General features: G+C 68.9%; 27 protein-coding genes. 23 read left to right on the forward strand and 4 right to left on the reverse strand.

Going from position 1 to position 26,751, the window contains the following annotated elements:
• Positions 1 to 140 precede the first annotated feature (140 nt).
• Positions 141 to 2,144 (forward strand): transketolase, encoded by a 2,004-nt coding sequence (gene tkt, locus C0461_RS06355; RefSeq protein ID WP_292104974.1) that lies wholly within the window; start codon positions 141 to 143, stop codon positions 2,142 to 2,144.
• Positions 2,145 to 2,160: 16 nt separating this feature from the next.
• Positions 2,161 to 3,354 (forward strand): formate-dependent phosphoribosylglycinamide formyltransferase, encoded by a 1,194-nt coding sequence (gene purT, locus C0461_RS06360; protein WP_292104977.1) that lies wholly within the window; start codon positions 2,161 to 2,163, stop codon positions 3,352 to 3,354.
• Here purT and C0461_RS06365 read toward each other — a convergent pair.
• Together C0461_RS06365 and C0461_RS06370 are read right to left on the reverse strand one after the other, a co-directional pair.
• Positions 3,344 to 4,585: a S41 family peptidase gene (locus tag C0461_RS06365; protein WP_292104978.1), complete on the reverse strand. Its 1,242-nt coding sequence runs from the start codon at positions 4,583 to 4,585 to the stop codon at positions 3,344 to 3,346. The genes purT and C0461_RS06365 overlap by 11 nt on opposite strands.
• Positions 4,586 to 4,640: 55 nt before the next feature.
• Positions 4,641 to 5,528 (reverse strand): AraC family transcriptional regulator, encoded by an 888-nt coding sequence (locus C0461_RS06370; RefSeq protein ID WP_292104980.1) that lies wholly within the window; start codon positions 5,526 to 5,528, stop codon positions 4,641 to 4,643.
• 142 nt (positions 5,529 to 5,670) lie between these two features.
• Here C0461_RS06370 and C0461_RS06375 point away from each other — a divergent pair, with 142 nt between their 5' ends.
• The gene (locus tag C0461_RS06375) at positions 5,671 to 6,405 is read left to right on the forward strand and encodes an SDR family oxidoreductase (protein ID WP_292104982.1); all 735 of its coding nucleotides are present in this window, start codon (positions 5,671 to 5,673) and stop codon (positions 6,403 to 6,405) included.
• Between the two features lie 43 nt (positions 6,406 to 6,448).
• On the opposite strand, the gene C0461_RS06380 is transcribed toward C0461_RS06375, so the two are convergent.
• Positions 6,449 to 7,069: an EF-hand domain-containing protein gene (locus tag C0461_RS06380; RefSeq protein WP_292104984.1), complete on the reverse strand. Its 621-nt coding sequence runs from the start codon at positions 7,067 to 7,069 to the stop codon at positions 6,449 to 6,451.
• Between the two features lie 143 nt (positions 7,070 to 7,212).
• On the opposite strand from C0461_RS06380, the gene C0461_RS06385 reads away from it, so the two are divergent.
• The 19 genes from C0461_RS06385 (at position 7,213) to ftsH (ending at position 25,367) form a co-directional block, all read left to right on the forward strand.
• Complete coding sequence (locus C0461_RS06385) at positions 7,213 to 7,926, forward strand: response regulator transcription factor (RefSeq protein ID WP_292104986.1); 714 nt, start codon at positions 7,213 to 7,215, stop codon at positions 7,924 to 7,926.
• Positions 7,923 to 9,446, forward strand: a complete 1,524-nt coding sequence (locus C0461_RS06390; RefSeq protein ID WP_292104987.1) for an ATP-binding protein — start codon at positions 7,923 to 7,925, stop codon at positions 9,444 to 9,446. Before C0461_RS06385 ends, C0461_RS06390 begins: the two co-directional genes overlap by 4 nt.
• A 116-nt stretch (positions 9,447 to 9,562) precedes the next feature.
• Positions 9,563 to 10,570, forward strand: a complete 1,008-nt coding sequence (gene gap, locus C0461_RS06395; RefSeq protein WP_292104988.1) for a type I glyceraldehyde-3-phosphate dehydrogenase — start codon at positions 9,563 to 9,565, stop codon at positions 10,568 to 10,570.
• Positions 10,570 to 10,953, forward strand: a complete 384-nt coding sequence (locus C0461_RS06400; RefSeq protein ID WP_292104989.1) for a hypothetical protein — start codon at positions 10,570 to 10,572, stop codon at positions 10,951 to 10,953. The genes gap and C0461_RS06400 overlap by 1 nt, the downstream gene beginning before the upstream one ends.
• Positions 10,954 to 11,034: 81 nt before the next feature.
• Complete coding sequence (locus tag C0461_RS06405; RefSeq protein ID WP_292104991.1) at positions 11,035 to 12,237, forward strand: phosphoglycerate kinase; 1,203 nt, start codon at positions 11,035 to 11,037, stop codon at positions 12,235 to 12,237.
• A 48-nt stretch (positions 12,238 to 12,285) separates the two neighbouring features.
• Positions 12,286 to 12,969, forward strand: a complete 684-nt coding sequence (locus tag C0461_RS06410; RefSeq protein WP_292104993.1) for an MgtC/SapB family protein — start codon at positions 12,286 to 12,288, stop codon at positions 12,967 to 12,969.
• 49 nt (positions 12,970 to 13,018) lie between these two features.
• On the forward strand, positions 13,019 to 13,519 hold the full coding sequence (gene ruvC, locus C0461_RS06415) for a crossover junction endodeoxyribonuclease RuvC (protein WP_196838398.1): 501 nt from the start codon (positions 13,019 to 13,021) through the stop codon (positions 13,517 to 13,519).
• Positions 13,520 to 13,712: 193 nt separating this feature from the next.
• Positions 13,713 to 14,330 carry a Holliday junction branch migration protein RuvA gene (ruvA, locus tag C0461_RS06420; RefSeq protein ID WP_292104996.1) on the forward strand — a complete coding sequence of 206 codons (618 nt, stop codon included), beginning with the start codon at positions 13,713 to 13,715 and terminating at the stop codon, positions 14,328 to 14,330.
• Entirely contained in the window at positions 14,327 to 15,370 is a 1,044-nt protein-coding gene (gene ruvB / locus C0461_RS06425; protein WP_292104997.1) for a Holliday junction branch migration DNA helicase RuvB, read from the forward strand. Before ruvA ends, ruvB begins: the two co-directional genes overlap by 4 nt.
• Positions 15,367 to 16,215, forward strand: a complete 849-nt coding sequence (locus tag C0461_RS06430; protein WP_292104998.1) for an FtsW/RodA/SpoVE family cell cycle protein — start codon at positions 15,367 to 15,369, stop codon at positions 16,213 to 16,215. The genes ruvB and C0461_RS06430 overlap by 4 nt, the downstream gene beginning before the upstream one ends.
• A complete protein-coding gene (gene ybgC, locus C0461_RS06435; RefSeq protein WP_292104999.1) occupies positions 16,212 to 16,664 on the forward strand; it encodes a tol-pal system-associated acyl-CoA thioesterase in 453 nt (150 codons plus the stop codon). Before C0461_RS06430 ends, ybgC begins: the two co-directional genes overlap by 4 nt.
• A 193-nt stretch (positions 16,665 to 16,857) precedes the next feature.
• On the forward strand, positions 16,858 to 17,607 hold the full coding sequence (gene tolQ / locus C0461_RS06440; protein ID WP_292105000.1) for a protein TolQ: 750 nt from the start codon (positions 16,858 to 16,860) through the stop codon (positions 17,605 to 17,607).
• A gap of 3 nt (positions 17,608 to 17,610) precedes the next feature.
• Positions 17,611 to 18,093 (forward strand): biopolymer transporter ExbD, encoded by a 483-nt coding sequence (locus C0461_RS06445; RefSeq protein ID WP_292105002.1) that lies wholly within the window; start codon positions 17,611 to 17,613, stop codon positions 18,091 to 18,093.
• Positions 18,094 to 18,096: 3 nt separating this feature from the next.
• Entirely contained in the window at positions 18,097 to 18,894 is a 798-nt protein-coding gene (locus tag C0461_RS06450; RefSeq protein WP_292105004.1) for a hypothetical protein, read from the forward strand.
• 131 nt (positions 18,895 to 19,025) lie between these two features.
• Positions 19,026 to 20,393 (forward strand): Tol-Pal system beta propeller repeat protein TolB, encoded by a 1,368-nt coding sequence (tolB, locus tag C0461_RS06455; RefSeq protein WP_292105006.1) that lies wholly within the window; start codon positions 19,026 to 19,028, stop codon positions 20,391 to 20,393.
• 167 nt (positions 20,394 to 20,560) lie between these two features.
• The gene (pal, locus tag C0461_RS06460) at positions 20,561 to 21,121 is read left to right on the forward strand and encodes a peptidoglycan-associated lipoprotein Pal (protein WP_292105007.1); all 561 of its coding nucleotides are present in this window, start codon (positions 20,561 to 20,563) and stop codon (positions 21,119 to 21,121) included.
• A 119-nt stretch (positions 21,122 to 21,240) separates the two neighbouring features.
• Positions 21,241 to 22,116, forward strand: a complete 876-nt coding sequence (locus C0461_RS06465) for a tol-pal system protein (protein WP_292105009.1) — start codon at positions 21,241 to 21,243, stop codon at positions 22,114 to 22,116.
• Positions 22,104 to 23,411: a tRNA lysidine(34) synthetase TilS gene (gene tilS, locus C0461_RS06470; RefSeq protein ID WP_292105011.1), complete on the forward strand. Its 1,308-nt coding sequence runs from the start codon at positions 22,104 to 22,106 to the stop codon at positions 23,409 to 23,411. Before C0461_RS06465 ends, tilS begins: the two co-directional genes overlap by 13 nt.
• 30 nt (positions 23,412 to 23,441) lie before the next feature.
• Positions 23,442 to 25,367 carry an ATP-dependent zinc metalloprotease FtsH gene (gene ftsH, locus C0461_RS06475; protein WP_292105012.1) on the forward strand — a complete coding sequence of 642 codons (1,926 nt, stop codon included), beginning with the start codon at positions 23,442 to 23,444 and terminating at the stop codon, positions 25,365 to 25,367.
• A gap of 160 nt (positions 25,368 to 25,527) precedes the next feature.
• Here ftsH and C0461_RS06480 read toward each other — a convergent pair whose 3' ends face one another.
• Complete coding sequence (locus C0461_RS06480; RefSeq protein ID WP_292105014.1) at positions 25,528 to 26,277, reverse strand: alpha/beta hydrolase; 750 nt, start codon at positions 26,275 to 26,277, stop codon at positions 25,528 to 25,530.
• A gap of 151 nt (positions 26,278 to 26,428) precedes the next feature.
• On the opposite strand from C0461_RS06480, the gene infC reads away from it, so the two are divergent.
• On the forward strand, positions 26,429 to 26,751 hold a 323-nt coding region (gene infC, locus C0461_RS06485), incomplete at its 3' end, for a translation initiation factor IF-3 (protein ID WP_292105015.1).

Consider the following 26,751-nt stretch of genomic DNA (forward strand, 5'->3'; position numbering starts at 1 on the left):
CACGGTCGATGCGGCCCCGTGCGGCCTCGACGGCGTCAGCCATGCTCAAATCCTCCAGTTTTCGTATAGAACCCGAAGGCGCGTCGGGGTAAAGCGGCGCCGCCCCCGTTTACTATTCATTCTTCGAGAGGTCCGCCGCCGTGGCCGAGCCCCAGACCATCCGCACCCCGTCCGCCAAGCCCTCAATGCGCCAGATGGCGGATGCGATCCGGGTGCTGTCCATGGATGCGGTGGAAAAGGCCAACAGCGGCCACCCCGGCATGCCCATGGGCATGGCCGACGTGGCGACGGTGCTGTTCTCGAAATATCTCAAGTTCGACGCCAGCCGCCCGGACTGGGCGGACCGTGACCGGTTCATTCTGTCGGCGGGGCACGGCTCCATGCTGCTGTATAGCCTGCTTCACCTGACCGGCTACAAGGCGGTGACGAAAGAAGAGCTGTCCAACTTCCGTCAGTGGGGGTCGAAGACCGCCGGTCACCCGGAGTACGGCCACATCCCTGGCGCGGAGACCACTACAGGTCCGTTGGGGCAGGGGCTGGCCAACGCCGTGGGCTTCGCCATGGCGGAGCGGCACCTGAATGCACGCTTCGGCGACGATCTGGTGGACCACCGCACTTGGGTGATCGCCGGCGACGGCTGCCTGATGGAGGGCGTCAGCCAGGAGGCCATCGGCATCGCCGGCCGTCTGAAGCTGAACCGCCTGACCGTGCTGTGGGACGACAACGACATCACCATCGACGGCGCGGTGCGCCTGTCCGACGCCACGGACCAGCTGGCGCGCTTCAAGGCTTCTGGCTGGGCGGTCAAGGCCATCGACGGCCATGACGAAGGCCAGATTCGACGCGCGCTGCTGTGGGCCACGCGACAGGACAAACCCACACTGATCGCCTGCAAGACGAAGATCGGCCGCGGCGCCGCCACCATGGAAGGCAGCCACAAGACCCACGGCGCGGCCCTGGGCGCCGCCGAGGTGGCCGCCACCCGTCTGGGTCTGAACTGGAATCACGAGCCGTTCGAACTGCCCGAGACCATCGAGAAGGCCTGGCGCGCCGTGGGCCGCCGGGGCGCGAAGGTCCGCAAGGCCTGGGAAGGCCGCCTGGCCGCCCACCCGCAGGCGGACCACTTCACCCGCGCCATGAAGGGCGATCTGCCCACCGGCGCCTTCGACGCCCTCGAGGCCAGGATCGCCGAACTGGTGGAGACGAGGCCGGCCCAGGCCACGCGCCAGTCATCCGGCGCGGCCCTGACTGAACTGTTCGGCCGCATTCCCGAGATGATCGGCGGCTCGGCCGACCTGACCGGCTCCAACAACACCTACGTCAAGGACACGCCCATCCTGGACACGCCGGACTATTCCGGCCGCTATGTGAACTGGGGCATCCGCGAGCACGGCATGGCTGCGGCCATGAACGGCATGGCGCTGCACGGCGGGGTCATCCCCTACGGCGGCACCTTCATGGTGTTTTCGGACTATTCACGCCCTTCCATCCGTCTGGCCGCCCTGATGGGCATCCGGGTGGTGCATGTGCTGACTCACGATTCCATCGGCCTGGGCGAGGACGGCCCCACCCATCAGCCGGTGGAGCATCTGGCCGCCCTGCGCGCCATCCCGAACCTGCTGGTGTTCCGCCCCGCCGACACGGTGGAGGCGTTCGAGTGCTGGAAGCTGGCGCTGGAGCATCGCACCGCCCCCTCGGCCCTGGCCCTGTCGCGCCAGAAGACCGAGGCGGTGCGCGTCACGGCGTCGGACGAGAACCTGTGCGCCCGGGGCGCCTATGAGCTGCGCGCCGCCGACGGCGACGCGAAGGCCACCCTGTTCGCCACCGGCACAGAGGTTCCGCTGGCTCTGAAAGCCCGCGACACGCTGCAGGCCCAGGGCGTGCCGACCCGGGTAGTCTCGGTCCCCTGTTTCGAACTGTTCGAGCAGCAGCCCAAGGCCTATCAGGACGCCGTCATCGGCCGCGGCACGGTTCGCGTGGCCGTCGAGGCCGCCATCAAGCAAGGGTGGGAGCGCTTCATCGGCGAGGACGGCGGCTTCGTCGGCATGTCCTCCTTCGGCGCGTCGGCCCCGGCTCCGCGCCTGTACGAAGGCTTCGGCATCACCGCCGATGCGGTGGTCGAACAGGTGAAGGCGCGGCTCTGACCTCGGGAACACCACGATGAAACTCGGCACCCCGCTTTCCGACACCGCCGTGCGGGTCATGCTGCTCGGCGCGGGCGAGCTGGGCAAGGAAGTGGCCATCGAGCTGCAGCGCCTGGGCGCCGAGGTGGTGGCGGTGGACCGCTATCCGAACGCTCCGGCAATGCAGGTGGCGCACCGCAGCCACGTCATCCCCATGACCGACCCGCAGGTCCTGAACGGGGTCATCATGGCAGAGGCGCCGCACATCATCGTGCCCGAGATCGAGGCCATCGCCACCGACGTTCTGGCCGCCATCGAGGCGGCGGGAATGGCCACGGTCATCCCCACCGCTCGCGCCACGCAGCTGACCATGAACCGCGAGGGCATTCGGCGGTTGGCGGCCGAGGAGCTGGGCCTTGCCACCAGCCCCTACGCCTTCGCCGGCTCGGCCATGGAACTGGCGGACGCGGCCCACCGCATCGGCCTGCCGGTGTTCGTCAAGCCGGTGATGTCCTCGTCCGGTAAGGGGCAGAGTTATGTGGAGGCGCTGGAAGACTGCGCCAACGCCTGGGCTTACGCCCAGTCCGGCGGCCGGGTCGAGACGGCGCAGGTGATCGTCGAGGGCCGCATCGACTTCGATTTCGAGATCACCCTGCTGACCGTGCGTTCCCTGCGCGACGGCGTGGTGGTCACCGACTTCTGCGACCCCATCGGCCACCGCCAGGTCAAGGGCGACTATGTGGAGAGCTGGCAGCCCCAGGCCATGACCGCCGCCGCTTTGGCGTCGGCGCAGGACATCGCCCGCAAGGTGACAGACTCGCTGGGCGGTCTCGGCCTGTTCGGGGTGGAGCTGTTCGTGAAGGGCGATCAGGTCTGGTTCTCCGAGGTCTCGCCGCGCCCGCACGACACGGGGCTGGTGACGCTGGCCAGCCAGCGCTTCAGCGAGTTCGCCATCCACGCCCGCGCCATCCTCGGCCTGCCGGTGGACGTGAGCCGCACCGACATCGCCGCCAGCGCCGTCATCTATGGCGGCATGGACGCCCAGGGCATCGCCTTCGAGGGCGTCGACCACGCCCTGTCCGTGCCCACGGCCGACATCCGACTGTTCGGCAAGCCCGAGAGCTTCGAGCGCCGCCGCATGGGCGTGGCCCTGGCGCGGGGCGATGACACGGATCAGGCCCGTGAGCGCGCCCGCGAGGCGGCCTCGCGCGTCAAGCCGGTCAAGGGTTAGCCGCCAACCAGGCCACTGCCGCCGCCAGGATCACGTCCTCGCCGGCGCGCCTTTGCGCCAGGGTGGGGATGATCTCCACGTCCGGCGTCACGCCGCGCCCCTCCAGCACCACCCCGGAGGGGGTGCGCAATTCCTGCATGCCCACGCTGAGCCGTCCGCCGTCCGACAGGTTCAGATGGCGGGAGGCCACGACCACGCCCACGGTTTGTTCGCCCATGACCATGGCCCGGCCGGATTCCTGAAAGGCGGCGGCCAGAACCTCGGCGGCGCTGACCGAGGCGGCGTCCACCAGAACCACGAGCGGCCCTCCGTAGGCGCCCTCGGCCGGGTCCACCGCAATGCGCTGGTCCACGAAGCGGCCGGTCATGATCGTGGCGATCATGGGTTCGCGCACCAGCATGCCCATCAAACGGGTCATCTCATAGAGCGAGCCGCCCCGGTTGCCGCGCAGATCCAGAATCACGCCGCGGGCCGGCTGCTCGGACCGCAAGGCCGCGATGGCGTCCATCACGGCCTCGACCGGCGCCGTGTCGAAGCCTTCCAACGCGACCAGCAGGAGGTCGCCATCCAGACGCTCCACCCGGTGCTGGGGCAGGGCCGGCATGATCTCGGCGGTCAGGGTGAAGGCGCGGGATGCGCCTGTCTCATCGGTGAAGACGATCTCCTCGGACCGGCCTTCCGACGGCGGCAGGGAGGCCTCCAGACTGCGGCCATCGAAGGTTTCGGCCTTCCAGCCCACCTGCACCCCCGCGCGGCCCGCCGGACTGTCCGGGCGCACCACATGGACGATCCAGCCGTCGGGCGACCAGCGCAGCGTCATGCCGTAGGTGGCCTGGGCCTCCCCCCGCTCCAGCGCCTCGGTGCGGACCCGGCGATGGGGGGCGCGGGCGTTGGTGTGGCGGTCGTCCAGCGTCTCGATGACCGCGTTGAGACTGTCGTAGAAGGCGAACTCGTCGGGCTGGGCCACCACGGCCTCGCGCCGCCGGGTCGTCAGGGCATCCCAGTCGACCCCGCCGAAGTCCGAGCGGTAGAACAGCCGCCCCACCCAGCGCGTCGCCTCGTCATAGACCTGTTCGTTCAGGGCCCGTCGCTCGGGCGAATGGTCCGCCACCACCACCGGCGCAGGGGCGGGCTGATCCGTGCGGACATAGGGAACGGTGCTCTGACACGCGGTCAGGACGAGGGCGGCCAGACCGATGAGCAACGGGGACAGGCGGATGTTGAACGTCATGCCGCCACGCTAGCCCCATCGCCCGCGGGCCGGGAACGCAAACTTGTGTGCAGGGTCACACGGCGGTCGTCAGCGGCGCCTCGGCACGAAGCCGGGCTGCATCGCGGGCGGGCGGCGTCCCGAACAGACGGGCGTATTCCCGCGAGAACTGGGACGGGCTGTCGTAGCCCACCTGAAAGCCCGCCCCCTGGGCGTCGCAGGCCGCGCTGAGCATCAGGCGGCGGGCCTCCTGCAAACGAATCTGCTTCTGGTACTGAAGCGGGCTCATGGCGGTCACCGCCTTGAAATGCTGGTGCAGGGCCGACGGGCTCATGCCTGCCTCGCGGGCCACGGCCTCGATGCTGAACGGGCGATCATAGTTGTCGCGGATCCAGGCGATGGCGCGGGCCACGTGGGACAGGCGGCTGTCGGGCGCGCCGATCTGACGGACCACGCCCGCCTGATCGCCGGTCAGCAGCCAGTAGTGGATCTCGCGCCGGATCAGGGGCGCGAGCGTCGCGGCGTGCTCGGGCGTGTCCAGAAGCTGCACCATGCGCGCCGCCGCGTCCGCCAGTTCGGGCGCGGTGCGGCTGAGGTGCACCCCGCGCGCGCTTTCGCCGCCGGGTGCGGGCGGGCGCGCCGCCATCAGGTCCATCAGCAGCGCCGCCTCCAGATCGATACGCAGACACAGATAGGGGCGCCCGGGCGAGGCCTCGGTCACCTGGCCCGTCAGCGGCAGGTCGACGGACACCACAAGATGGGACGCCGCGTCATAGCGATAGGTCTCCTCGCCCAGCATGACCACCTTGGCGCCCTGGGCGATGATGCAAACCGCCGGCTGGTGCAGCACCGGAATTCGGTCGGTCGGTTGCGCCTGACGAATGAGCGCCATGCCGGGAACGGCTGTGTCGAACATGCCGTCGCCGGGCGTGTGTCGGGCGATCAGGGCGGCGAGATGGTCCATGGTTCCTGCTTCCCACCGCCGGACGTCCGGCACAATGGGCCATGCGCCGCTGTGGAGGATCGTGCAAGAACCGGCGAGGACCGTTCTAACGCGTCCGCATGTCCACGTCCTATCCCGGCCTCGTCAGATCAAGGAGACAGACATGACGAATGCAATGAACAAGGTGGTGCTCGTGACCGGGGCCAGCAGCGGCATCGGCGAAGCGATCGCCCGCGAACTGGCCGGGGCCGGCGCGCGGGTGGTGATCGGCGCCCGGCGGCTGGACCGGCTCGAGGCCCTCAAGACCGATATCGAGGCGGCGGGCGGCGAGGCCATGGCCCGCGCCCTGGACGTGACCTCGCGCGAGGATGTGAAGGCTTTCGTCGAGGCGGCGCGCGACCGCTTCGGCCGGGTCGACGTCATCGTCAACAACGCGGGCGTCATGCCGCTGTCGCCGCTGGCCGCCCTGAAGGTCGACGAGTGGGACCGCATGATCGACGTGAACATCCGCGGCGTCCTGCACGGCATCGCGGCGGCCCTGCCGATCATGGAAGCCCAGGGTGAGGGCCAGATCGTCAACATCGCCTCCACCGCCGGGCACCAGATCCTGCCGACCGGCTCGGTCTATTGCGCGACCAAGTTCGCGGTGCGGGTGATCTCGGAGTCCCTGCGTCAGGAAACGGACACGGTGCGGGTGTCGGTCGTCTCGCCCGGCGTCACCGTGTCGGAGCTGGCCGAGACCATCACCCACGCCGACACGGCGGCCTTCATCGATGAATACCGCAAGAAGGCGATCCCGGCCGAAGCCATCGCCCGGGCGGTCCGCTTCGCCATCGAACAGCCGCGCGAGGTGGACGTGAGCGAGATCATCGTGCGTCCCACCGCGACCACGGCCTGATGCGGGGCGAGGGCGGGGCAAACCTCGTCCTCGCCGGCCGCGCCTACTCCTCCGCGCGCTCGCGGCGGATCATGCGGCGCTGGCCATGTTCACCCTCTTCCAGATAGCCCGAGCCGTCGGCGTCCATGTGACGGAAGGCTTCGCGCATACGGGCCAGGAACTCGGCTTCCGATACGCGGCCATCGCCATCCGTATCCATGGCCCCCGCCCCGTCGCCCAGCATCATGATGCGCGGGCCGTGCTCGCCGCTGCCCGCGCCGCCGCGAACGATGCGGCGCACCTCCACGCGGGTCTCGCCGTCCTCGCCGCCCGAGCGTTCGATGATCACCGGCCCGCCCTCGCCATGCCACTCCATCGGGCCGTCTTCGCCAGAGCGGAACATGAAGACGTGACGGTCGCCGCCCTCGCCCCGGCGAACGCCCTGCGCCAGGGTCTCGGTGGACACGCGCCCGGCGCCCTCGGCGTCAATGCGCGCCCAGGCGCTCATCATGGGCATGAGGAACTCCTCGCGCGTGACATAGCCGTCGCCGTCGCGGTCCAGCCCCCCTTCGCCGCCCGGTCCGTTCAGGACCATGACGCGAGTTTCGGTGCGGGTCTCGGCCTCCTGCGCCCCGGCCGCGGGGGCGATAAGCATGAGGGCGGCGATGGCGGCGGCTGTGCGCATGAGAAGTCTCCCGTAGAATGCGCCTTCGAACGGCGCGGATACCACCTGATGAACCACGCGCCTTGCGGGGATATTTCACTCGACCCCGCCTTTGTTTCAGCCTTGAAATACGCTCGCCGCGACTGCCTTTCACAATGAGGGTCATGACTGACACCCAAGCCCGCCCCCGCCTGCTGGTCGTGGATGACGACCCCGGCATCCGCGAGGTGCTGTGCGATTATCTGGGCCGGCACGGCTATGCGGCCGAGCCTGCCGCCTCTGCTGCCGAGATGGACAGGGCGCTCCAGGCACGGCCCGCCGATCTGGTGGTGCTGGACGTGATGATGCCCGGCGAGGACGGGCTTTCGGCCTGCCGCCGCCTGGCCTCGCGAGGGCAGGCGGTGGTCATGTTGTCGGCCATGGGCGAGGAGACGGATCGCATTGTGGGGCTGGAGCTGGGCGCAGACGACTATCTGGCCAAGCCCTGCAACCCGCGGGAATTGCTGGCGCGGGTGCGGGCCGTGCTGCGGCGCCGCGATGGCTCTGCGCCCGTGGGCGAAGCGCCCGTGCTGGCCTTCGCGGGGTGGAGGCTGGACCTGACCCGCCATGAACTCACGGCTCCGGCCGGACGCGCCGTGGCCCTGACGGCGGGGGAGTTCGCCCTGCTGCACGCCCTGGCCCGGCGGCCCGGCCGGGTTATGAGCCGTGACCAGTTGCTGGACGCGGCCTTCGGCCAGACCACAGATAGCTTCGACCGCGCCGTGGACGTGCAGATCAGCCGCCTGAGAAAAAAGCTGGGCGACAGCTCGGGCCGGTCGCTGATCGTCACCCGGCGCGGCGAGGGCTATCTGTTCGACGCCCCGGTGACGCAACGATGACGAGCCGGTTCTCCGGATGGACCGCGCCACCGGTGCTGGTCCAGGTGGCGGCCCTGGCGGCGGTGGCGGTGATCGCGGCCCAGGCCGTGACCTTCGCCCTGATCGTTCTGGCGCCGGAGCCGCGCCCGGCCGGCTTCGGGGTGACCGCCGCCGCCGAGGCCCTGATGGGAGGCGAGGCTGAAACCTCCGACGGCCGCCGCCTGCGCCGTCGCATCGCGGCGGAACCGTTCGCCCAGCCGCAGGCCTCCCCCCTGGAAATCGCGCTGGCCGCGGCCCTCGCCGAACGTCTCGGGGTGGAGGCCGACGCTGTTCGTGTGCGGCTGGAGCCGCCGCGCACTGATCGCTTCGCCCCGCCCTTGCGGGGACCTGCGCCCGGGCGGGTCGAGCAACGCAGCGAGAGCTTCGTTTTCGTCCAGCGCGGCGAGCAGGACGGACCGCCCGTCGTCCCCGCTCCGGCGTCTGCCGACGCCCATGCCGAAGTCCGTACGGCGGTTCGGGTCATTCGCCAGGGAGAAGCAGGGGCGCCGATCCGCATTGAGCGGGGCGGGGCCGGGTTCACCCTGCTGGCCGAGCATCTGACCTTCGCGCCCTTCACGGCCGCCCTTCAACTGGAGGACGGGCGATGGGCCGTGGTGGCGCCGCCACGCGGCCTGCTCAGCCCGTGGCAGGCCCGCATCCTGATGGGGTTGCTGATCACCCTGGCCCTGCTGGCGCCACTGGTGTGGATCATGGCCCGGCGCCTGACCCGGCCCATCCGCCTGTTCGCGGAAGCCGCCCAGCGCCTGGGCGCAGATCCCGAGGCCGAGCCCCTGACCCCGTCCGGCCCGCGCGAGGTGCGCACCGCCATGGCCGCCTTCAATGACATGCAGGATCGCATCCGCCGTCACGTGGCCGAGCGGACCCAGACCATCGCCGCTATCGCCCACGACCTGCGCACGCCCCTTACCCGCCTGCGGTTCCGCGCAGAACAGGCCGAAACCGCCGTGCGCGACCGCATGGCCGCCGACATCGAGGAGATGGACGCCCTCATCGCCCAGGCCCTGGCCTATGCGCGGGGCGAGGAAGGGGGGCAGCCGCGCTCCCGTGTGAACCTGACCCGTCTGGTGCGCGAAACCGTACGCGATTTCGCTGAAACGGGCGCGCAGGTCACCATGACCCGGCGAAAATCAGTGGCGGTCATGGGGAACCCCGCCGCGCTGCGTCGCGCCGTGGCCAATCTGATCGACAACGCCGTCAAGTTCGCCGGGACCGCGCGGGTGCGGATGGAGGCAAGAGACGACGTCGTATATGTGCTGATAGAGGACGATGGGTCGGGGGTTGCGCCGGAGCAGGTCGAAGCCCTGTTCGAGCCGTTCATCCGGGGCGAGCGCTCGCGCAATCGGCAGACAGGCGGCGCGGGCCTTGGCCTCGCCGTCGCGCGCCAGATCGCCCGCGCCCATGGCGGGGAGGTGACGCTGGAAAACCGCCCGGACGGCGGCCTGACCGCCACGCTGACGCTGCCTGCGGTCCGCAAACCCTGAGGTCGTAATCCTCGCTTGCCCAGCGTGACCGCGCCTGCCCTTGAAACCTCGGCCGGTCGGCGTCACTAAGACCCCAAACAACATCGCCGTCAGGCCTTCAGGAGAGGTTCCATCCCATGACCGTTCGCGTCGCCATCAATGGTTTTGGCCGTATCGGCCGTCTGGTCTTGCGCTCCATCGTCGAGCACGGGCGCCGCGACATCGAGGTGGTGGCGATCAACGATCTGGGGCCGGTGGCCACCAACGCCCACCTGTTGAAGTACGACTCGGTCCATGGCCGCTTCCCCGGCACCGTGGAGTCCGGCGACGACTGGATCGACGTGGGCCTGGGCAAGATCAAGGTCACGGCCGAGCGCGACCCGGCGAACCTGCCGCACAAGGACCTGAACGTGGACATCGCGTTCGAGTGCACCGGCCTCTTCACCTCCAAGGAAAAGGCCAGCGCCCACCTGAAGGCGGGCGCGAAGCGGGTGCTCATCTCGGCCCCCGGCGACGGCGCGGACAAGACCATCGTCTACGGCGTCAACCACGACAGCCTGACGGCGGACGACATCATCGTCTCCAACGCCAGCTGCACCACCAACTGCCTGGCCCCCATTGCCAAGGTGCTGCACGAGCTGGTGGGCATCCAGCGCGGCTACATGACCACCATCCACGCCTACACCGGCGACCAGCCGACGCTGGATACCATGCACAAGGATCTGTACCGCGGCCGCGCGGCGGCCCTGTCCATGATCCCCACCTCCACCGGCGCGGCCAAGGCCGTGGGTCTGGTGCTGCCCGAGCTGAAGGGCAAGCTGGACGGCTCGTCCATCCGCGTGCCGACCCCCAACGTCTCGGTGGTGGACCTGAAGGTGGTCGCCGGCCGCGACACCTCGGTGGACGAGGTCAACAAGGCGCTGCAGGCCGCTGCCGACGGCGCCATGAAGGGCGTGCTGTTCACCACCACCGACCCGGTGGTCTCCAGCGACATGAACCACATCGCCGCATCCTCCACCGCCGCCCTGCCGCAGACCCAGGTGGTCGACGGCTCGCTGGTGCGCGTCCTCAGCTGGTACGACAACGAATGGGGCTTCGCCACGCGCATGAGCGACACGGCGCTGGCGATGAGCAAGCTGATCTGATGGCTGATTGGGAGCGGTTCGACGACCGGCGCTGGCAAGGCCTGGCGCTAGCCGCAACTGCTCCCGTGGCCGCCGTCGGGGTCAGTCTCGGCTGTCTTGTGCGCAACATCGCGCAAAGCCCTGGGGAGTTTTCTTTTCTTCGCCCCTTCATTCAGTCGGTCGAAGTTTACGGCCGGATGCCGGGAACAGGAATCGATACTGCGGCTCTCACCCTGCTTTTGGCGGGCCTGACGGTCGTGTGGTTCGTTGCGCTGTTTGGCTACGTACGAGCCGATCCACGGTCACCGCTGAGCATGGGCGTCGCGATCATTTCGCTCGGCATTTTTGCTTATGCATCCCGCCATACCTGGTTGATGGCATATCCGGTGTGTAATCCCGCCTAGGCGCATAGAAATCCAGTCATTGTTCCGCAAGTGGACCCGGGCAGGCTTCCGATGCAATGACCGCCTTCGTATAGAGGCTCCATGACCGCAAAGTTCCGCACCCTCTCCGACCTCACCGACCTGTCCGGCAAGACCGCTCTGGTCCGCGTGGACTTCAACGTGCCCATGGAGGGCGGCAAGGTCAGCGATGACACCCGCCTGCGCGCCGCCCTGCCCACCATCAATGCGCTGCGGGATCTGGGCGCGAAGGTGGTGCTGATGGCCCACTTCGGGCGGCCGAAGGGCCAGCCGAACCCGGAGATGAGCCTGAAGCCGGTGGTGGAGCCGCTGGAACTGTTGCTCAGCACCCCGGTCTGGTTCGCTGAGGACTGCATCGGGGAAGCGCCCCGCGCGGTGATCGCGGACGACCTGGCCCCCGGCGGGGTGGCCCTGCTGGAGAACGTGCGTTTCCACGGGGGCGAGGAGGCCAACGACCCCGCCTTCGCCGCCGAACTGGCGAAGCTGGGCGACCTCTATGTGAACGACGCCTTCTCGGCCGCCCACCGGGCCCACGCCTCCACCGAGGGCATCGCGCGCCTGCTGCCCGCCTACGCCGGTGAGTCCATGCGCCGCGAGCTGGACGCGCTGGACAAGGCGCTGGGCACGCCGGTCAAGCCGGTGCTGGGCATCGTCGGCGGGGCCAAGGTCTCGTCCAAACTGGACCTGCTGAAGAATCTGGTGGCCCGGCTGGACCACCTGGCCATCGGCGGCGGCATGGCCAACACCTTCCTGTTCGCGCAGGGCGTCGATATCGGCGGCTCCCTCTGTGAAAAGGACATGGCCGACACCGCCCGCGAGATCATCGAGGAAGCCCGCCGTCAGGGCTGCGAGCTGCTGCTGCCCGTGGACGTGGTGGTGGCGAAAGAGGTCAAGCCGGGCGTGGAGTCGGGCGTCCGCGCCCTGGACCGCATCGCCGCCGACGACCTGATCCTCGACGCCGGACCCGAGACCGTCGCGCGGCTCAAGCGCGCCATGGACCTGTCGAAGACCCTGATCTGGAACGGTCCGCTGGGCGTGTTCGAGGTGCCGCCCTTCGACAAGGCGACGGTGGAGGCCGCGCGCCATGCCGCCGGACTGGCGAAGGCCGGAAAGATCACCGCCGTCGCGGGCGGCGGGGACACGGTCTCGGCCCTGAACCACGCCGGGGTCGTGGACGACATGACCTTCGTCTCCACCGCCGGCGGCGCCTTCCTGGAATGGATGGAGGGCAAGCCCCTGCCGGGCGTCGAGGCGCTGAAGGCCTGACGTGGGAAGCGGAGCGAACCGTTCCGCTTGCCGCCGCGTTGAGCCGTCATGCTCGATGACCTGATGCAATACGCCGGTCCCATCCTCGGCGCCCTGATCGCGGGGGCCATGATCGGGTTCGAGCGGGAGTATCGCGGGCGCCCGGCGGGTTTCCGCACCCATATTCTGGTCAGCCTCTCCTCGGCCCTGCTGATGCTGGCGGCGGTGCATCAGGCGGAGTGGACCTTCGACCTGACCGGCGACGTCAATCTGGTCATGGACCCCACCCGCATGGCCCACGGCATCCTGACGGGCATCGGCTTCCTGTGCGCCGGGGTGATCTTCCGCACCGGCTTCTCCATCCACGGCCTGACCACCGCGGCGTCCCTGTGGATCACCTCGGCCATCGGCATTCTGTTCGGCGTGGGCATGTTCACCCTGGGCGCTTTGGCCACGGTGGTGACCGCCATCATCCTGATCGTGCTTCGGGTGGTGTCCAGGGGGTTGCCCCAGAACACGGTGGTGGACGCCGAGGTCTGCTGGACCGTCGGCGCCGATCCCTCCGGGGCGGTGGAGGCCATCCTGTCGGAGCGCGGCGGGGCCCTGAAGCGCACCGGCCACACCCGGGACGGCGATAAGGTGCGCCGCCTCTATCGGCTGCGGGCCAGCGACGCGCACCTGGCGGAGCTGGGCGACCGGCTGGGCGCCGTGCCCGGCGTCACCGGTTTCCGCCTCGATCCCAGAGACGACTGACGGCGCTGGTCATTGTCCGGTAACCCTCTTTGGGGCATGACTGGAACGAATGACGAACAGCGCGATTCGAGTCCTCGGCCTGGACCCCGGCCTGCGACGCACCGGATGGGGCGTCATCGCCTGCGAGGGCGCGCGCCTGTCGTGGGTGGCCCACGGCGTGGTGGCCCCGCCCGAGACCGCGCCCTTCTCCGAACGTCTGCTGCATTTGCTGGAGGCCGTCGGGGCGGTTTGCGCCGAGCACCGCTGTGACGAGGCAGCCATCGAGGAGGTGTTCGTCAACATGAACCCGTCCTCGACTCTGAAGCTGGGCCACGCCCGCGCCGCCGTCATGTTGGCCCCGGCCCGCTGCGGCCTGTCGGTGGCCGAATACGCCCCCAACCAGATCAAGAAGGCCGTGGTCGGCGCCGGCCACGCCGACAAGGCCCAGATCGCCTTCATGATCCGCCGCCTGCTGCCCACGGCCGGGGACGTGAAGGCCGACGCCGCCGACGCTTTGGCGGTGGCGATCACCCACGCCCACCTGCGCCGCGTCCGGACGCTGGCCGCATGACGGGCGCGCGGACATTCTTCTCCCTGTCGCGCAGCGATGGGGAGGTGGCGCGGCGCGGCAGCGCCGTGACGGAGGGGGCGGCGCCGGCCGTTGCCGCCTGTTCGCGCGAAGCCTTCCGTCGCGGAGCCGCCCCCTCCACCACGCGGGCTGAGTCGCCCGCGCGGTCCCCCTCCCCGCGAGCGGGGAGGAGATCATGATCGGGCGTCTGCGTGGAACCCTGGTGGAGACAGGCGAGCACGACTGCCTGATCGACTGCGCCGGGGTCGGCTATGTGGCCAGCTGCGGCGCGCGCACCCTGCAGCGCCTGCCCGCGCCCGGCGACGAGGCCATCCTGCATGTGGAGACCCAGTGGAGCCAGGAGAACGGCCCGCGCCTGTACGGCTTCCTGACCCGGGACGAGCGCCGCGCCTTCACCACCCTTCTGGCCATCCAGGGCGTGGGCCCCAAGGCGGCGCTGGCGGTGCTGGACGTGCTGCCGCCCGGCGAGCTGGCCGCCGCCGTGGCCCGCGAGGACAAGGCCGCCGTGGCCCGCGCCAACGGGGTCGGGCCCAAGCTGGCCCTGCGCATCGTCACGGAGCTCAAGGGCAAGCCGCTGGGCGACATGACCTTCGCGCCGTCCGCGCCCGGCGTTCACAGCCCGCCGTCGGCGCCTGTCCCCTCCATCACCGGCGAGGCCGTCTCGGCCCTGCTGGGTCTGGGCGTGGCCGAGGTCAACGCCCGCCGCGCCGTGGATCACGCGATCATCAAGCTGGGTGAGGACGCCGACCTCTCCGCCGTCATCCGCGCCGCCCTGCAGGAGCTGGGGCGGTGACCGACGACCGCGTCATCTCGCCCGAGCCCGCCCCCGGCGAAACCCACGACCGCGCCCTGCGGCCCCAGACCCTGTCCGAGTTCGTCGGGCAGGAGCAGGCCAAGGGCAATCTGAAGGTCTTCATCGACGCCGCGCGCGGTCGGGCCGAGTCGCTGGACCATGTGCTGCTGTTCGGCCCGCCGGGGCTGGGCAAGACCACCCTGGCCCAGATCGTCGCGCGCGAACTGGGCGTCGGTTTCCGCGCCACATCGGGCCCCATCCTGGCCAAGGCGGGCGACCTGGCGGCGATCCTGACCAATCTTGAGCCCCGCGACGTCCTGTTCATCGACGAGATCCACCGCCTGAACCCGGCGGTGGAGGAGATCCTCTATCCCGCCATGGAGGATCATGTACTGGACCTGATCATCGGCGAGGGGCCCTCGGCGCGCAGCGTGCGCATCGATCTGGCGCCCTTCACCCTGGTCGGCGCCACCACCCGCGCGGGCCTGCTGGCCACGCCGTTGCGGGACCGGTTCGGCATTCCGCTGCGGCTCGAGTTCTACACACCGGCCGAGCTGGTCCGGGTCATCACCGGCGCGGCCCGCAAGATGGGCGCGCCCATCGACGATGAGGGCGCGCTGGAGATCGCCAGCCGCGCGCGCGGCACGCCCCGGGTGGCCGGCCGCCTGCTGCGCCGGGTGCGCGACTTCGCCGAGGCGGAGGGCTCGCCCGTCATCGACCGTCTCGCCGCCGCCCGCGCGCTTGCGCGGCTGGAGGTGGACGAGGCCGGGCTGGATTCTCTGGACCGCCGCTTCCTGAAGGCGCTGATTGAGAACTACGGCGGCGGCCCCGTCGGCATGGACACCCTCGCCGCCGCCCTGGCCGAGGCCCGCGACGCGGTGGAGGACGTGATCGAGCCCTATCTGCTGCAACAGGGCTTCATCCAGCGCACCCCCCGCGGCCGCATGGCCTGCGCAAAAGCCTACGCCCACCTGGGCCTGGACGAACCGCCCAAACCTGAGAGTGTCGCGCCGGAACAGGGCGGGCTGTTCGGGAAATGACGCTTCAGCACGCAAATATGGCGACCTGGATTGCGGCGGGCGTTGCGGTTCTGCTCGGACTGGCGGTGCAGCATCAGTTGGGCGCGCCGGTGTCCGGTCTGATGGTTCAGGCTGCGGGGGCAGGCATGGGCGCCGTCCTGTTTTTCCTGCTCGGTCGAGTTCCTCCGCCCCGGCGCAAGTCTGTTGCAGCGGTGGGACTGGCCATCTTGCTGGTCGTCGTGGCCTTGCCTTTGGCCACGGGTCCCGAACTGGCCGGCGCCCGGCGTTGGGTGCTGCTGGGGTCTGTAAGCATCCAGCCGTCGATGGTTCTGCTGCCGGTGGTGATCTGGTTGGCCTCCGTTGGACGACCGGACTGGAGCGGGAGCCTGCTGGTTCTGGCTGTCGGGTGCGTTCTCGCGCTGCAGTTTGACGCCGCCGCCCTTACCGGTCTGACGCTGGCATGGATGGCCTTGCATGCCCGTTTCGGGCTCCGCGTGGGAATTCATGTATGGGCCGTGGCCCTGGGACTGATCTTGCTGACGTCCTGGGCGTGGATCCGGCCCGACGCCTTGCCCTCGGTGGCATGGGTGGAGCAGGTCTTGCCCAATGCCTGGAGCCACGGGCTCGGGACCGGCGTCATGGCCACTGTCGCCACCGGGCTTGTCATGGCGCCTCTGTTTTTACTGGCGCGGCGTGGGGAGCGGGTAGCCCTGAGCCTCGCTGTCTTCTATCTCGGCCTTGTGGGTGCGGCCCTGCTCGGCAATTATCCCTTGCCGGTCGTCGGTCTGGGCGCCTCGCTCGTGGCGGGATGGCTCATCGCCATCGGCCTGGCGCGTGCGTCAAACCCTGAGCCTTCCGCCCCATGACCGATCTCCCCACCGCCGGCCGCTTCGAAGGCCGCGAGCATATCCTGCCCGTCCGCGTCTATTACGAGGACACCGATTTCACCGGCCTCGTCTATCACGCCAACTATGTGCGCTATTTCGAGCGGGGGCGGTCCGACTTCCTGCGTCTGGCGGGTGTGGGCCACGCTGACCTGCTGACGGGCGAGACGCCGCTGGCCTTCGTCATCACCAGCATGGACCTGCGGTTCCTCAAGGCCGCCCGTATCGACGACGCCCTGATCGTGCGCACCACCTATGACGCGCTGCGCGGTCCTCGCCTGACCATTCGCCAGACCATCGAGCGCGGGGGCGAGGTGCTGTGCCGGGCCGAGGTCGAGGCTGCGGTCATCGACCTGACCGGCCGCCCCCGCCGCGCCCCCGCCACCTTGATCGCCGCCGTCACGCCCTGGCTGAAACCCGATCCGGTCTGACATTTTCGTGTTCGGGGGGCTTCGGACCCTGACGATGAATGACGCGGCGCCCGCATCGCCCTAGAGATCGGCGGAATCGGTGATTCCCGTTAACCCTTGCGCCTTGAAATCGTCACCTCGTGCGGATGGATAGGCCTGAACCTTGCAAGGGACGGGAGCCAACCGCCCGCCCACGCCGCCCAGGGATTTAAAGATGGTCGAAGCCGCCCCTCACGCCGCCTCCATGCTCGATCCGATCGCGCTTTTCCTCATGGCCGACTGGGTCGTGAAGACCGTGATGATCGGGTTGCTCGTCGCCTCCCTGTGGTCCTGGGCCGTGATCCTGGACAAGGCGTTCAAATTCGCCGCCCTGAACCGTCAGGCCAACGCTTTCGAGAATGACCTGAACTCGGGCCGCTCGCTCGAGGACATGGCCAATCAGGCCGGGCCGAACCCCACCCATCCCCTGCCGCGCATGCTGGTTCTGGCCATGACCGAGTGGCGCGGCGCGCGCGGTCAGACCCTGACAGACCATCAGGGCGCCATGCTGGTGTCCCGCATCGACCGCAGCCTGGATTCCGTCATCGCCCGTGAAAGCCAGAAAGTGGAGGAAGGCCTGGGCGTGCTGTCAGTGGTGGCCACCTCGTCGCCCTTCATCGGCCTGTTCGGCACGGTGTGGGGCATCATGAACGCCTTTTCGGCCATCGCGGCACTGGGCAACACCAACCTGACCACCGTCGCCCCCGCCATCGCGGAGGCCCTGTTCGCCACCGCCCTGGGTCTGGCCGCCGCAATCCCGGCCTATATGGCCTACAACAAGTTCTCTATCGATGCGGGCAAGTTCACCGGGCGTCTGGAAAGCTTCGCGGACGACCTTCAGGCCGCTGTGGCTCGCCGTCTGGGCGGCGCGCCGGTCGCGCCGCCGCCGCCGCCTTCCGACTTTACCCTCAACCGGGGACGCTGAGCCATGGCCCTGGGGTCCGGTCCCGGCGCGAGCGGCCATGTTCGGGGCCGTCGACGCGCCAAGAAGCGTCCGCTCAGCGAGATCAACGTCACGCCCCTGGTGGATGTGATGCTGGTCCTGCTGATCATCTTCATGATCTCGGCGCCGCTGCTGACCGTCGGGGTGCCGCTGGAGTTGCCGCGCACAGACGCCTCGGCCATCTCCACGGACAACGAGCCCATCAGCGTCTCCGTCGAGCGGTCCGGTGCCATCTATGTGGATCAGGATCCGGCCACGCTGGATCAACTGGGGCCGCGCGTGGCCGCCATCGCCGGCGCGGGCGTCACGGACCGACCCATTTTCGTTCGGGCCGACGGCGCCGCGTCCTATGAGGCTGTGGCCCGGGTCATGGCGCGGCTGTCCGCCTCGGGCTTCAGCAAGATCAATCTCGTGACGGATACGGTTCCCACCGGCGCAATCTCCGCCTCCGTGGAAAGCGAAGGCTGAGCCATGCGTCGTCCCGGCATCGCCACGATCGGCTCGGTCGGGTTGCACGCGGCCGTGGTGGCGCTCGCCCTCTTTCCATGGCCGCGCAGTGCGCCGCCGCCGATGGTGTCTTCGGTGCCGATCTCCATCATCTCGAGCGAGCAGGTCGCCGCCGCGCCTGCCGACAATCCCTCTGACGAGCTGATCGACGAGGCAGCGCTGGACGATCTGGAGGCCGAGATCCTGCCGGAGGTGGAACCCACGCCCCCGGCGCCGACCCCGCCCCAGCCTGCGCCGCCTCAACCCGCGCCGCCGGAAAAGGCCCCCACGCCCCGGCCGAACCCGACCCCCACGCCGCGCCCCAGCCCCACGCCGCCCGAAAAGGCCCGCCCGGCCCCGACGCCGCGGCCCAGCCAGAATCGGCCGGATCCGGGGCTGGACCTGGACTCCCTCTCCCAGCCCACGCCGCGCCAGCAGGCCCAACGGCCGACCGGCCAGTCCGGCGCCGGTCAGGCCCCGCGCGCCACGGGCTCCCAGATCGCCGATCTGGGCGGACAGGTGACACGGCACTGGATCCTGAATTGCGATGTGGACGGCATGCGCGATCTCTCCATCCCCGTGCGTGTGACCATTACGTCGACGGGCCGCATCAGCGCGGGACCCACTTTGACCGAGCGCCGCGCCGGTGCCACCTGGCAGACCGCTTCAGAAGCCATGTTGCGCGCCATCCGCGCCGCCGAGCCCTTTGATGTGCCCAGCGGCTTCGAGACCCAGGAGATCAATTTCCGCTTCCGCGCCGATCAGGCCTGCGCCAACAGGTGAGGGAAGGGGAGCCGCCCCATGTCCCGCGCGTTTGTGACTTGCGCGCCTGTGCCCAAGCCTGAAAGTCGCCGCAATGCTCCGGCGCCATGCCGAAGCGTCAACCAACCGCCTGCCCGGGGAGATTTCATCTCATGCGACCGAACAAACGCCTCAATGCGCTGATCGCCGGCGTCGCCGCCATCGCCCTGGCGCCTGTGGCCGTCACGCCTGTGATGGCCCAGTCCGGCTCACCCGAGGTTGAGATCACCCAGGGCGTCCTGCGCCCGCTTCAGATCGCCGTGGCCCCGTTCAGCGGTCCCAACGGCGCCGAAATCGCCGGCGTCATCTCCAGCAACCTGCAGCGCTCGGGCTTTTTCGATCCCATCGATCCGAACGCCTTCATCCAGCAGGACCTCAACCTCTCCAACCAGCCGGACTTTCCGCAGTGGACCCGTATCGGCGCGCAGGCGGTGCTGTACGGCTCGGCCACGCCCCAGCCGGATGGCCGTGTGCAAGTGGGCTTCCGCCTCTATGATCCCTATCGCGAGTGCCAGCTGGTGGGCTTCGCCTTCACCGCCACCCCCGACAACTGGCGCCGTCTGGCCCACAAGGTGTCCGACGTGGTCTATCAGCGCCTGACCGGCGAACAGGGCTATTTCGACACCCGCGTGGTGTTCGTCTCGGAAAGCGGCACGGGCCTGAACCGCTTCAGCCGCCTGGCGGTGATGGATCAGGACGGCTTCAATCCGTTCTTCCTGACGAGCGGCGAAGAGATCATCCTGACGCCCAGGTTCTCGAACAACCCTAACGAAATCACATACATGGCGCTGGGCGAGGACTATTCACGCATCTACATCATGAACCTGCAGACCGGCCGTCGCGAAAGCATCGGCCAGTTTCCAGGTCAGGTTTTCGCACCCCGCTTCTCGCCCGACGGAAGCCAGATCGCCTTTTCCATCAGCGTCGGAGGCAACACCGATGTTCACATCATGGACCTGCGGACCCGCCAGACGCGCCGCCTGACCAATGATCCCGGCATCGATACCTCTCCGTCGTTCAGCCCGGATGGAAACCAGCTCGTGTTTGTATCGGACCGGTCTGGCTCGGCCCGGCTCTACACCATGCGCACCGACGGCTCGGGCCAGCGCCCCATTTCGCGCGGGGGCGGAGCCTATACCGCGCCGTCCTGGAGCCCCCGGGGCGACTTGATCGCCTTCACCAAGCAGCAGGGCGGGCGGTTCCACATCGGGGTCATGGATTCCTCGGGCGGCGGGGAGCGCATCCTGTCTTCCAGCTATTTCGAGGAGGGGCCCTCGTGGGCGCCCAACGGCCGTTACATCATGTTCGCGCGCCAAGCGGCAGGCGGCGGCTCGCGCCTTTGGACCGTGGACGTGACCGGCCGCGTGGTGGGGCAGGCGTCCTATTCGGGCATGGCCGGCGATCCCGCCTGGTCGCCATTGCTGGACCCGCCCCCCGCCAATCTGGGAATCGGTCAGGCTTCGGATAGTTGTCCAGGCTGAGTCCCCGGAACGCCGCCACGGTGGAAAGACACGGTTATGTGACGATCGGACCTGATCGCTCAACTGTGCGTTATCACCGCTGGCGCCAGACGAACGCCAAGGCTAGTGGGCTAAGGCAAAGGTTTAATCGGCCGCTGTCGCGGCCCGAGAAAAAGGAGACGACCCTGATGCAATCCACCCGTTCGATCATCCGACTGTCCGCTGTCGGCGTCATGGTCGCCGCCATGGCGGCCTGCGCCCCGCGCCAGCAGCCCGAGCCCATGCCGGAGCCCGGCCCGGCCCAGCCTTCGCAGCCCAGCCAACCCGGCGCCCCCACCGGCCCGGTGAACCCGGGAACCATCCCCGGCGCCGCCGCTCCCGGTTCCGTCGGTGATTTCCGTCAGAATGTCGGCGACCGCGTCTATTTCGATCTGGACAGCTATTCGGTCCGCGCCGACGCCCAGCCCCGCCTGGACGCCCAGGCCCAGTGGCTGAACCGCTATCCGAACGTGCGCGTGCGCATTGAGGGCAACGCCGATGAACGCGGCACCCGCGAGTACAACCTCGCCCTGGGCGCCCGCCGCGCCGAGGCCGTGCGCAGCCATCTGGTGAACCGCGGCGTGGCCGCCAACCGCATCGACACCATCTCCTACGGCAAGGAGCGTCCGATCGCCCAGGGCTCCAACGAGCAGGCATGGGCCCAGAACCGCAACGCTCACACCGCCATCGTCTCCGGCGCGCCTCAGTAAGCGCTCCTGATGGAAAACGGGGGGACCGACGTTCGCGTCGGTCCCCCTTTTCATTTCACGTTTCGCCCGCCCGGCGCGCGGCCTTGCGTCCGCCGCAAACCGATGGAACCTATGCAGGCATGACCCAGCTTCGTCCGTACACCGTCTCCGCCCTGATCGCCGGAACCGCCCTGGCGCCCCTGATGGCCGTGGTGCTGGTCGCTGCGCCCGCCGCACCGGCGCAGGCCCAGCAGGTTCCGGATCAAGCCATCGACTGGACTCCGCGCCGCCTGAACCAGCTGGACCGCAACGTGCGCCGTCTGGAGCGCGCCGTGACCCAGCGCAACGCCGCCGGTGATCCTGTCCTGATCGAGACCGACCCCGAGGTCGTGGTGCTCCAGGCGGTGATGGAAAACATGCAGCGCCGCTTGGCGGATCTGGAAGCCACCGTCCAACGCATGAACGGCGACATCGAGCGGCTGACGTTCGCTGTGGACGAGGCTCAGCGCGACAACGCGGCGATGCGACGCCTGCTGACCGACTCCAACAACCGTATCACCGAGCTTGAGGGTCAACTCCAGGCCGTCTCGGAGGCCAATGCCCCCATCGTGGCGGATTCTCCCACCGGTGATGCGCGTCAGGATTTCGAGCGCGCCATCCGCATGGCCAACAGCAACGACGTGCGCGCCCGTCGCGCGCTGGAGGTGTTCGTGATCACCTGGCCCGACGCCGCCCAGGCGCGCGAGGCCAACTATCGCCTGGGCGACCTGCGTGCGGTCGACGGCGACCAGGCGGGCGCCGTGCAGGCCTATGCTGCGGCCCTGTCGGGCTGGCCGCGCACCTCCTGGGCCCCGGACGCCACCATAAAGCTGGCCACCGGCCTCAACGCCACGGACCGCAATACCCAGGCCTGCGCCGCGGTGCGCGAGTTCTTCCAGCGCTACGGCGAGGGCGCGCCCACCACCCTGATCAACCGGGCCCGCCAGATTCGGGAACGGGCGGAGTGCCCGGCCTGATCAACAGCGCCGTCGCCGCGCTGGACGCGCGGCTGTCCCCGGACGCGGATCGCCCCCTCGCTCTGGCCCTGTCCGGCGGGGGGGACTCCATGGCGTTGCTGCATATAGCTGCTGACTGGTGCGCGCAGCGCGGGCGCCGTCTCCTGGCACTGACCGTCGATCACCGCCTGAATTCCGGGAGCGCCGCCTGGACCGCCTTCGCAGGAGAAACCGCTCGCGCCATGGGCGCCCAGTGGCGCGCCCTGACCTGGGATGGCCCCAAGCCCGCTGCCGGCCTGCCCGCCGCCGCCCGCGCAGCGCGCCATGCGCTGCTGGCCGATGCCGCACGTCAGGCGGGAGCCCGCGTCATTCTGATGGGCCACACCGCCGACGACATCGCCGAATCTGACTGGATGCGGAAGCGGGGAGCCACGCTGGGTGTTTTGCGTGAGTGGGCCCCGTCTCCCGCGTGGCCGCAGGGCAGGGGCCTCATGCTGCTGCGTCCCCTGTTGACGGCATCCCGCGCCGATCTGCGCACGCTTCTCACCAGCCGGAACGCCTCCTGGCTCGAAGACCCCGCCAACGCCGACCCCCGTTTCCTGCGTAGCCGGGCGCGCGCGGCGCTGAGCCATCCTCCCCATGGGAGAACGGGGAACCCGCGCACCGAAGCGACAGCGGAGAGCCTCCGCGCCGGGGATGAGGGCCGAACGGGCCCTCCGCGGATTGCGGCGGACAGCTGGTCCGGCCTGCTGGCCTTACCGCGCGCGATCCCTGCACAGACGCTCTCCGCCGCCCTGCTCAGCGTCTCGGGACAAACCACGCCCCCGCGCGGTCCGCGCCTGGCGACGCTGCATGCCCGGCTGGCGGCCTCCGCCGATGTCACCTCCACCCTCAGCGGGGCTCGCGTCCAGGCATCCGGCGATGATCTGCTCATCGCCCGCGAACCTGGCCGTGTCGGCCTGCCCGACCTTGCCTTGCCGGTGAACGCCTCCGCCATCTGGGACGGGCGCTTCGAAATCACGACGTCAGAGCCTGGCTGGCGCGTCGGTCCGCTGCAGGGCCGCATGGCCGCTCTCGACCCCGCCGATCAGGCGATCGTGAAACGCCTGCACCCCTCCGCTCGGCCGGCTTTGCCCGTACTGTTCCGGGACGATGATCCCCGCCCGGTTCTTGCATGGCGTGGAGCGGAGACGCGCTGTCTGGTCGCAGACCGCCTCATCGCCGCCGCCGGCGGGATCGGGCATGAGGACCAGTTGACGCATTCAAGTGGCGCAACGCCGCCCGCTGACCTATTTCTGAGCCGTAGCGGCGGCTGAACGTCGCCGCACCGAGTTTTGAGGACCCTTATGAACCTTCGCACCCTGGCCATCGTCGGCGTCATCATGATGGCTGTTCTGGCCGCCTACGCCATGGTCGGCCCGTCCGGCCCCGGAACCGCAGGCAAGGCGGGCGCAGGCTCGCGTCCAGCCGAGATCACCTATTCGGAGCTTCTCGCCCGCATCCAGGCGGGTGACATCGCCTCGGCGACCCTGAAGGGCGACACCATTCGAGGGGTCTATGAGGACGAAACAGCCTTCACGGCGACGATCCCCTATCCCAGTGAAAGCGTGGTCGAGCGGCTTGAGGCGGCCGAGGTGCCGATCGATTTCGAAACCACCCGCTCGCCCTGGTGGATGAGCATGCTGGGCCTTGTCCTGCCCGTGCTGCTGCTGATCGGCTTCTGGTTCTGGATGATGAACCGCATGCAGGGCGGCGCGCGAGGCGCCATGGGTTTCGGCAAGTCCAAGGCCAAGTTGCTGACCGAACACAAGGGCCGCAAGACCTTTGAAGACGTCGCCGGCGTGGACGAGGCCAAGGAGGAGCTTCAGGAGGTCGTCGACTTCCTCAAGGACCCGGGCAAGTTCCAGAAGCTGGGCGGCAAGATTCCCAAGGGCGCCCTGCTGGTGGGCCCTCCGGGCACCGGCAAGACCCTTTTGGCCCGCGCCGTGGCGGGGGAGGCGGGCGTGCCCTTCTTCTCCATCTCCGGCTCGGACTTCGTCGAGATGTTCGTCGGCGTCGGCGCCAGCCGCGTGCGCGACATGTTCGAACAGGCCAAGAAGAACGCCCCCTGCATCATCTTCATCGACGAGATCGACGCCGTCGGCCGTCACCGCGGCGCCGGTCTGGGCGGCGGCAATGACGAGCGCGAGCAGACCCTGAACCAGCTGCTGGTCGAGATGGACGGCTTTGAGTCCAACGAGGGCATCATCCTGATCGCCGCCACCAACCGGCCCGACGTGCTGGACCCGGCCCTGCTGCGTCCCGGCCGTTTCGACCGTCAGGTCGTGGTGCCCAACCCCGATGTGAACGGCCGCGAGAAGATCCTGCGCGTGCACATGAAGGACGTGCCTCTGGGCGCCGACGTCAATGTGAAGACCATCGCCCGGGGCACCCCCGGCTTCTCCGGCGCCGATCTGGCCAATCTGGTCAATGAGGCGGCCCTGACGGCGGCCCGCAAGGACCGTCGCATGGTCACCCACCGCGATTTCGAGGACGCGAAGGACAAGGTCATGATGGGCGCCGAGCGCAAGTCCATGGCCATGAACGAGGAAGAGAAAAAGCTGACCGCCTATCACGAGGCCGGTCACGCCATCGTCGCCATGAACGTCAAGATGGCCGACCCGGTGCACAAGGCCACCATCGTCCCGCGCGGCCGTGCGCTGGGCATGGTCATGCAATTGCCCGAGGGCGACCGCTACTCCATGAAGTACCGCCAGATGGTGGACCGCATCGCCATCATGGCTGGCGGCCGGGTGGCCGAGGAGCTGATCTTCGGCAAGGACAACATCACCTCCGGCGCCTCGTCCGACATCGAACAGGCGTCCAAGCTGGCCCGCGCCATGGTTACCCGCTGGGGCTTCTCCGAAAAGCTTGGCACCGTGGCCTACGGCGAGAACCAGGAAGAGGTGTTCCTTGGGCACTCTGTCGCCCGCAGCCAGAACGTGTCCGAGGAGACCGCCCGCATCATCGACGAAGAGGTCAAGCGTCTGGTCACCGAGGGCTGGGACGATGCCCGCCGAATCCTTACCGAAAAGGCTGAGGACCACGAAAAGCTGTCCCAGGCCCTGCTGGAATACGAAACCCTGTCTGGCGAAGAGATCAGGGATCTGCTGGAAAAGGGGCTGGCGCCGAACCGCGACGAGAACAACTTCCCCAACGCCGGCCCCTCCGTCGCCGTGCCGGTAACCCCCGTCTCCGACGGCGTCGAAGTCGAGCAGGCCACAGTGCATTAAGGCTCAATGTCCTCTCATCGACGAAAGTCGGATGGGAGGACTGACCTCGTCAAGGATCAGGCCGGGGCTCGTGGTTTGTGACCAGTGGCGAACCCGACTGTTCCTTTCCAGTCGCCGGTCCTCTGCATCCGCGAACGAGGAGCGGCGCGGGATGTTCAGCCTATTCTGAGCCGATCTTCCGCAGTCGCCCTACAGCTTCGATCAGCCGCTCGATATCTGCGGGCGTCGACAGCCGGTGATCGCCGCCGTGGATCAGATCCAACCGGACGTCCGGTCCCTCGAGCCGCTCGGCTAGGGTCACGGCATGGCGCCACGGCACCGGCTCGTCCTGCTTGCCCTGGAGGATATGCACCGGCGCACTCAACCGGATGGGCCCGTCCAGCAGCAGCCAGTTCCGCGCCTCCTCGAACATTGCGCGGGTCAGCACATAGGGGCCCAGCCCCTCGTCCGGCATTTCAGCCTCGCCATCGCGCAGGATCGCCTGGCGGACATGGTCGGGCAGGGACGGCCACATCAGCCGCTCGGTGAAATCCGGCGCCGGGGCGATCAGCACCACCCCCGCCAGCTTTTCAGGCCGCGCCAGCGCCGCCAGCAGCGCGACCCAGCCGCCCATGGATGAGCCCACTGGCAGCACCTGTCCGTCGATCGAGTCCATCATGGCGATGGCGTCCTCGCGCCAACGACCGACCGTCGCCGCTCTCCAATCCCCCGTGGAGGCCCCGTGTGCGAAATGGTCATAGCGGACATAGGCCCAGCCCCGCTCGCGCGCCGCCTGGTCCAGCGCCACGGCCTTTGTGCCCTCCATGTCCGAACGGAACCCTCCCACCCACAGTACCGTCGGACCTGCCCCATCCACGCGCCTGAAAGCGATCCGCTCGCCGTCCGGGCGGTGCAGATTGTCGTGGCTCATGGGCTCTCCGCAGGCTTGAAAGGCTTGTCCCGCTTGATTCTGCGGGGGTTCGAGGTCATATATCCGGCACGGAGGGAACGCGACCAGACGGTCGTGCGCTCACCCGTGCATCTATTGACCACATAAGGAAACGACGCCCATTCGCCGTCCCATGCAAGCGCCGCCCGTGAAAGACGGGCCCCGTATGAACCAGGACATCCGCGCCCCGCGGGTGCTGCTGATCGACCAGAGCGGCGAGAAACAGGGCGTCATGCCGACGTCCTCCGCGATGGAGGCCGCCGAGGAGGCGGGCCTGGATCTGGTGGAGATCGTGCCGAACGCTGATCCCCCCGTCTGCAAGATCATGGACTACGGCAAATTCCGTTTCCAGGAACAGAAGAAGAAGGCTGAGGCGCGCAAGCGGCAGAAGGTCGTCGAACTCAAGGAAATCAAGCTGCGGCCCAACATCGACACCCACGACTACGAGGTGAAGAC

It is taken from the genome of Brevundimonas sp. (assembly GCF_013823285.1).
Lineage (GTDB): Bacteria > Pseudomonadota > Alphaproteobacteria > Caulobacterales > Caulobacteraceae > Brevundimonas.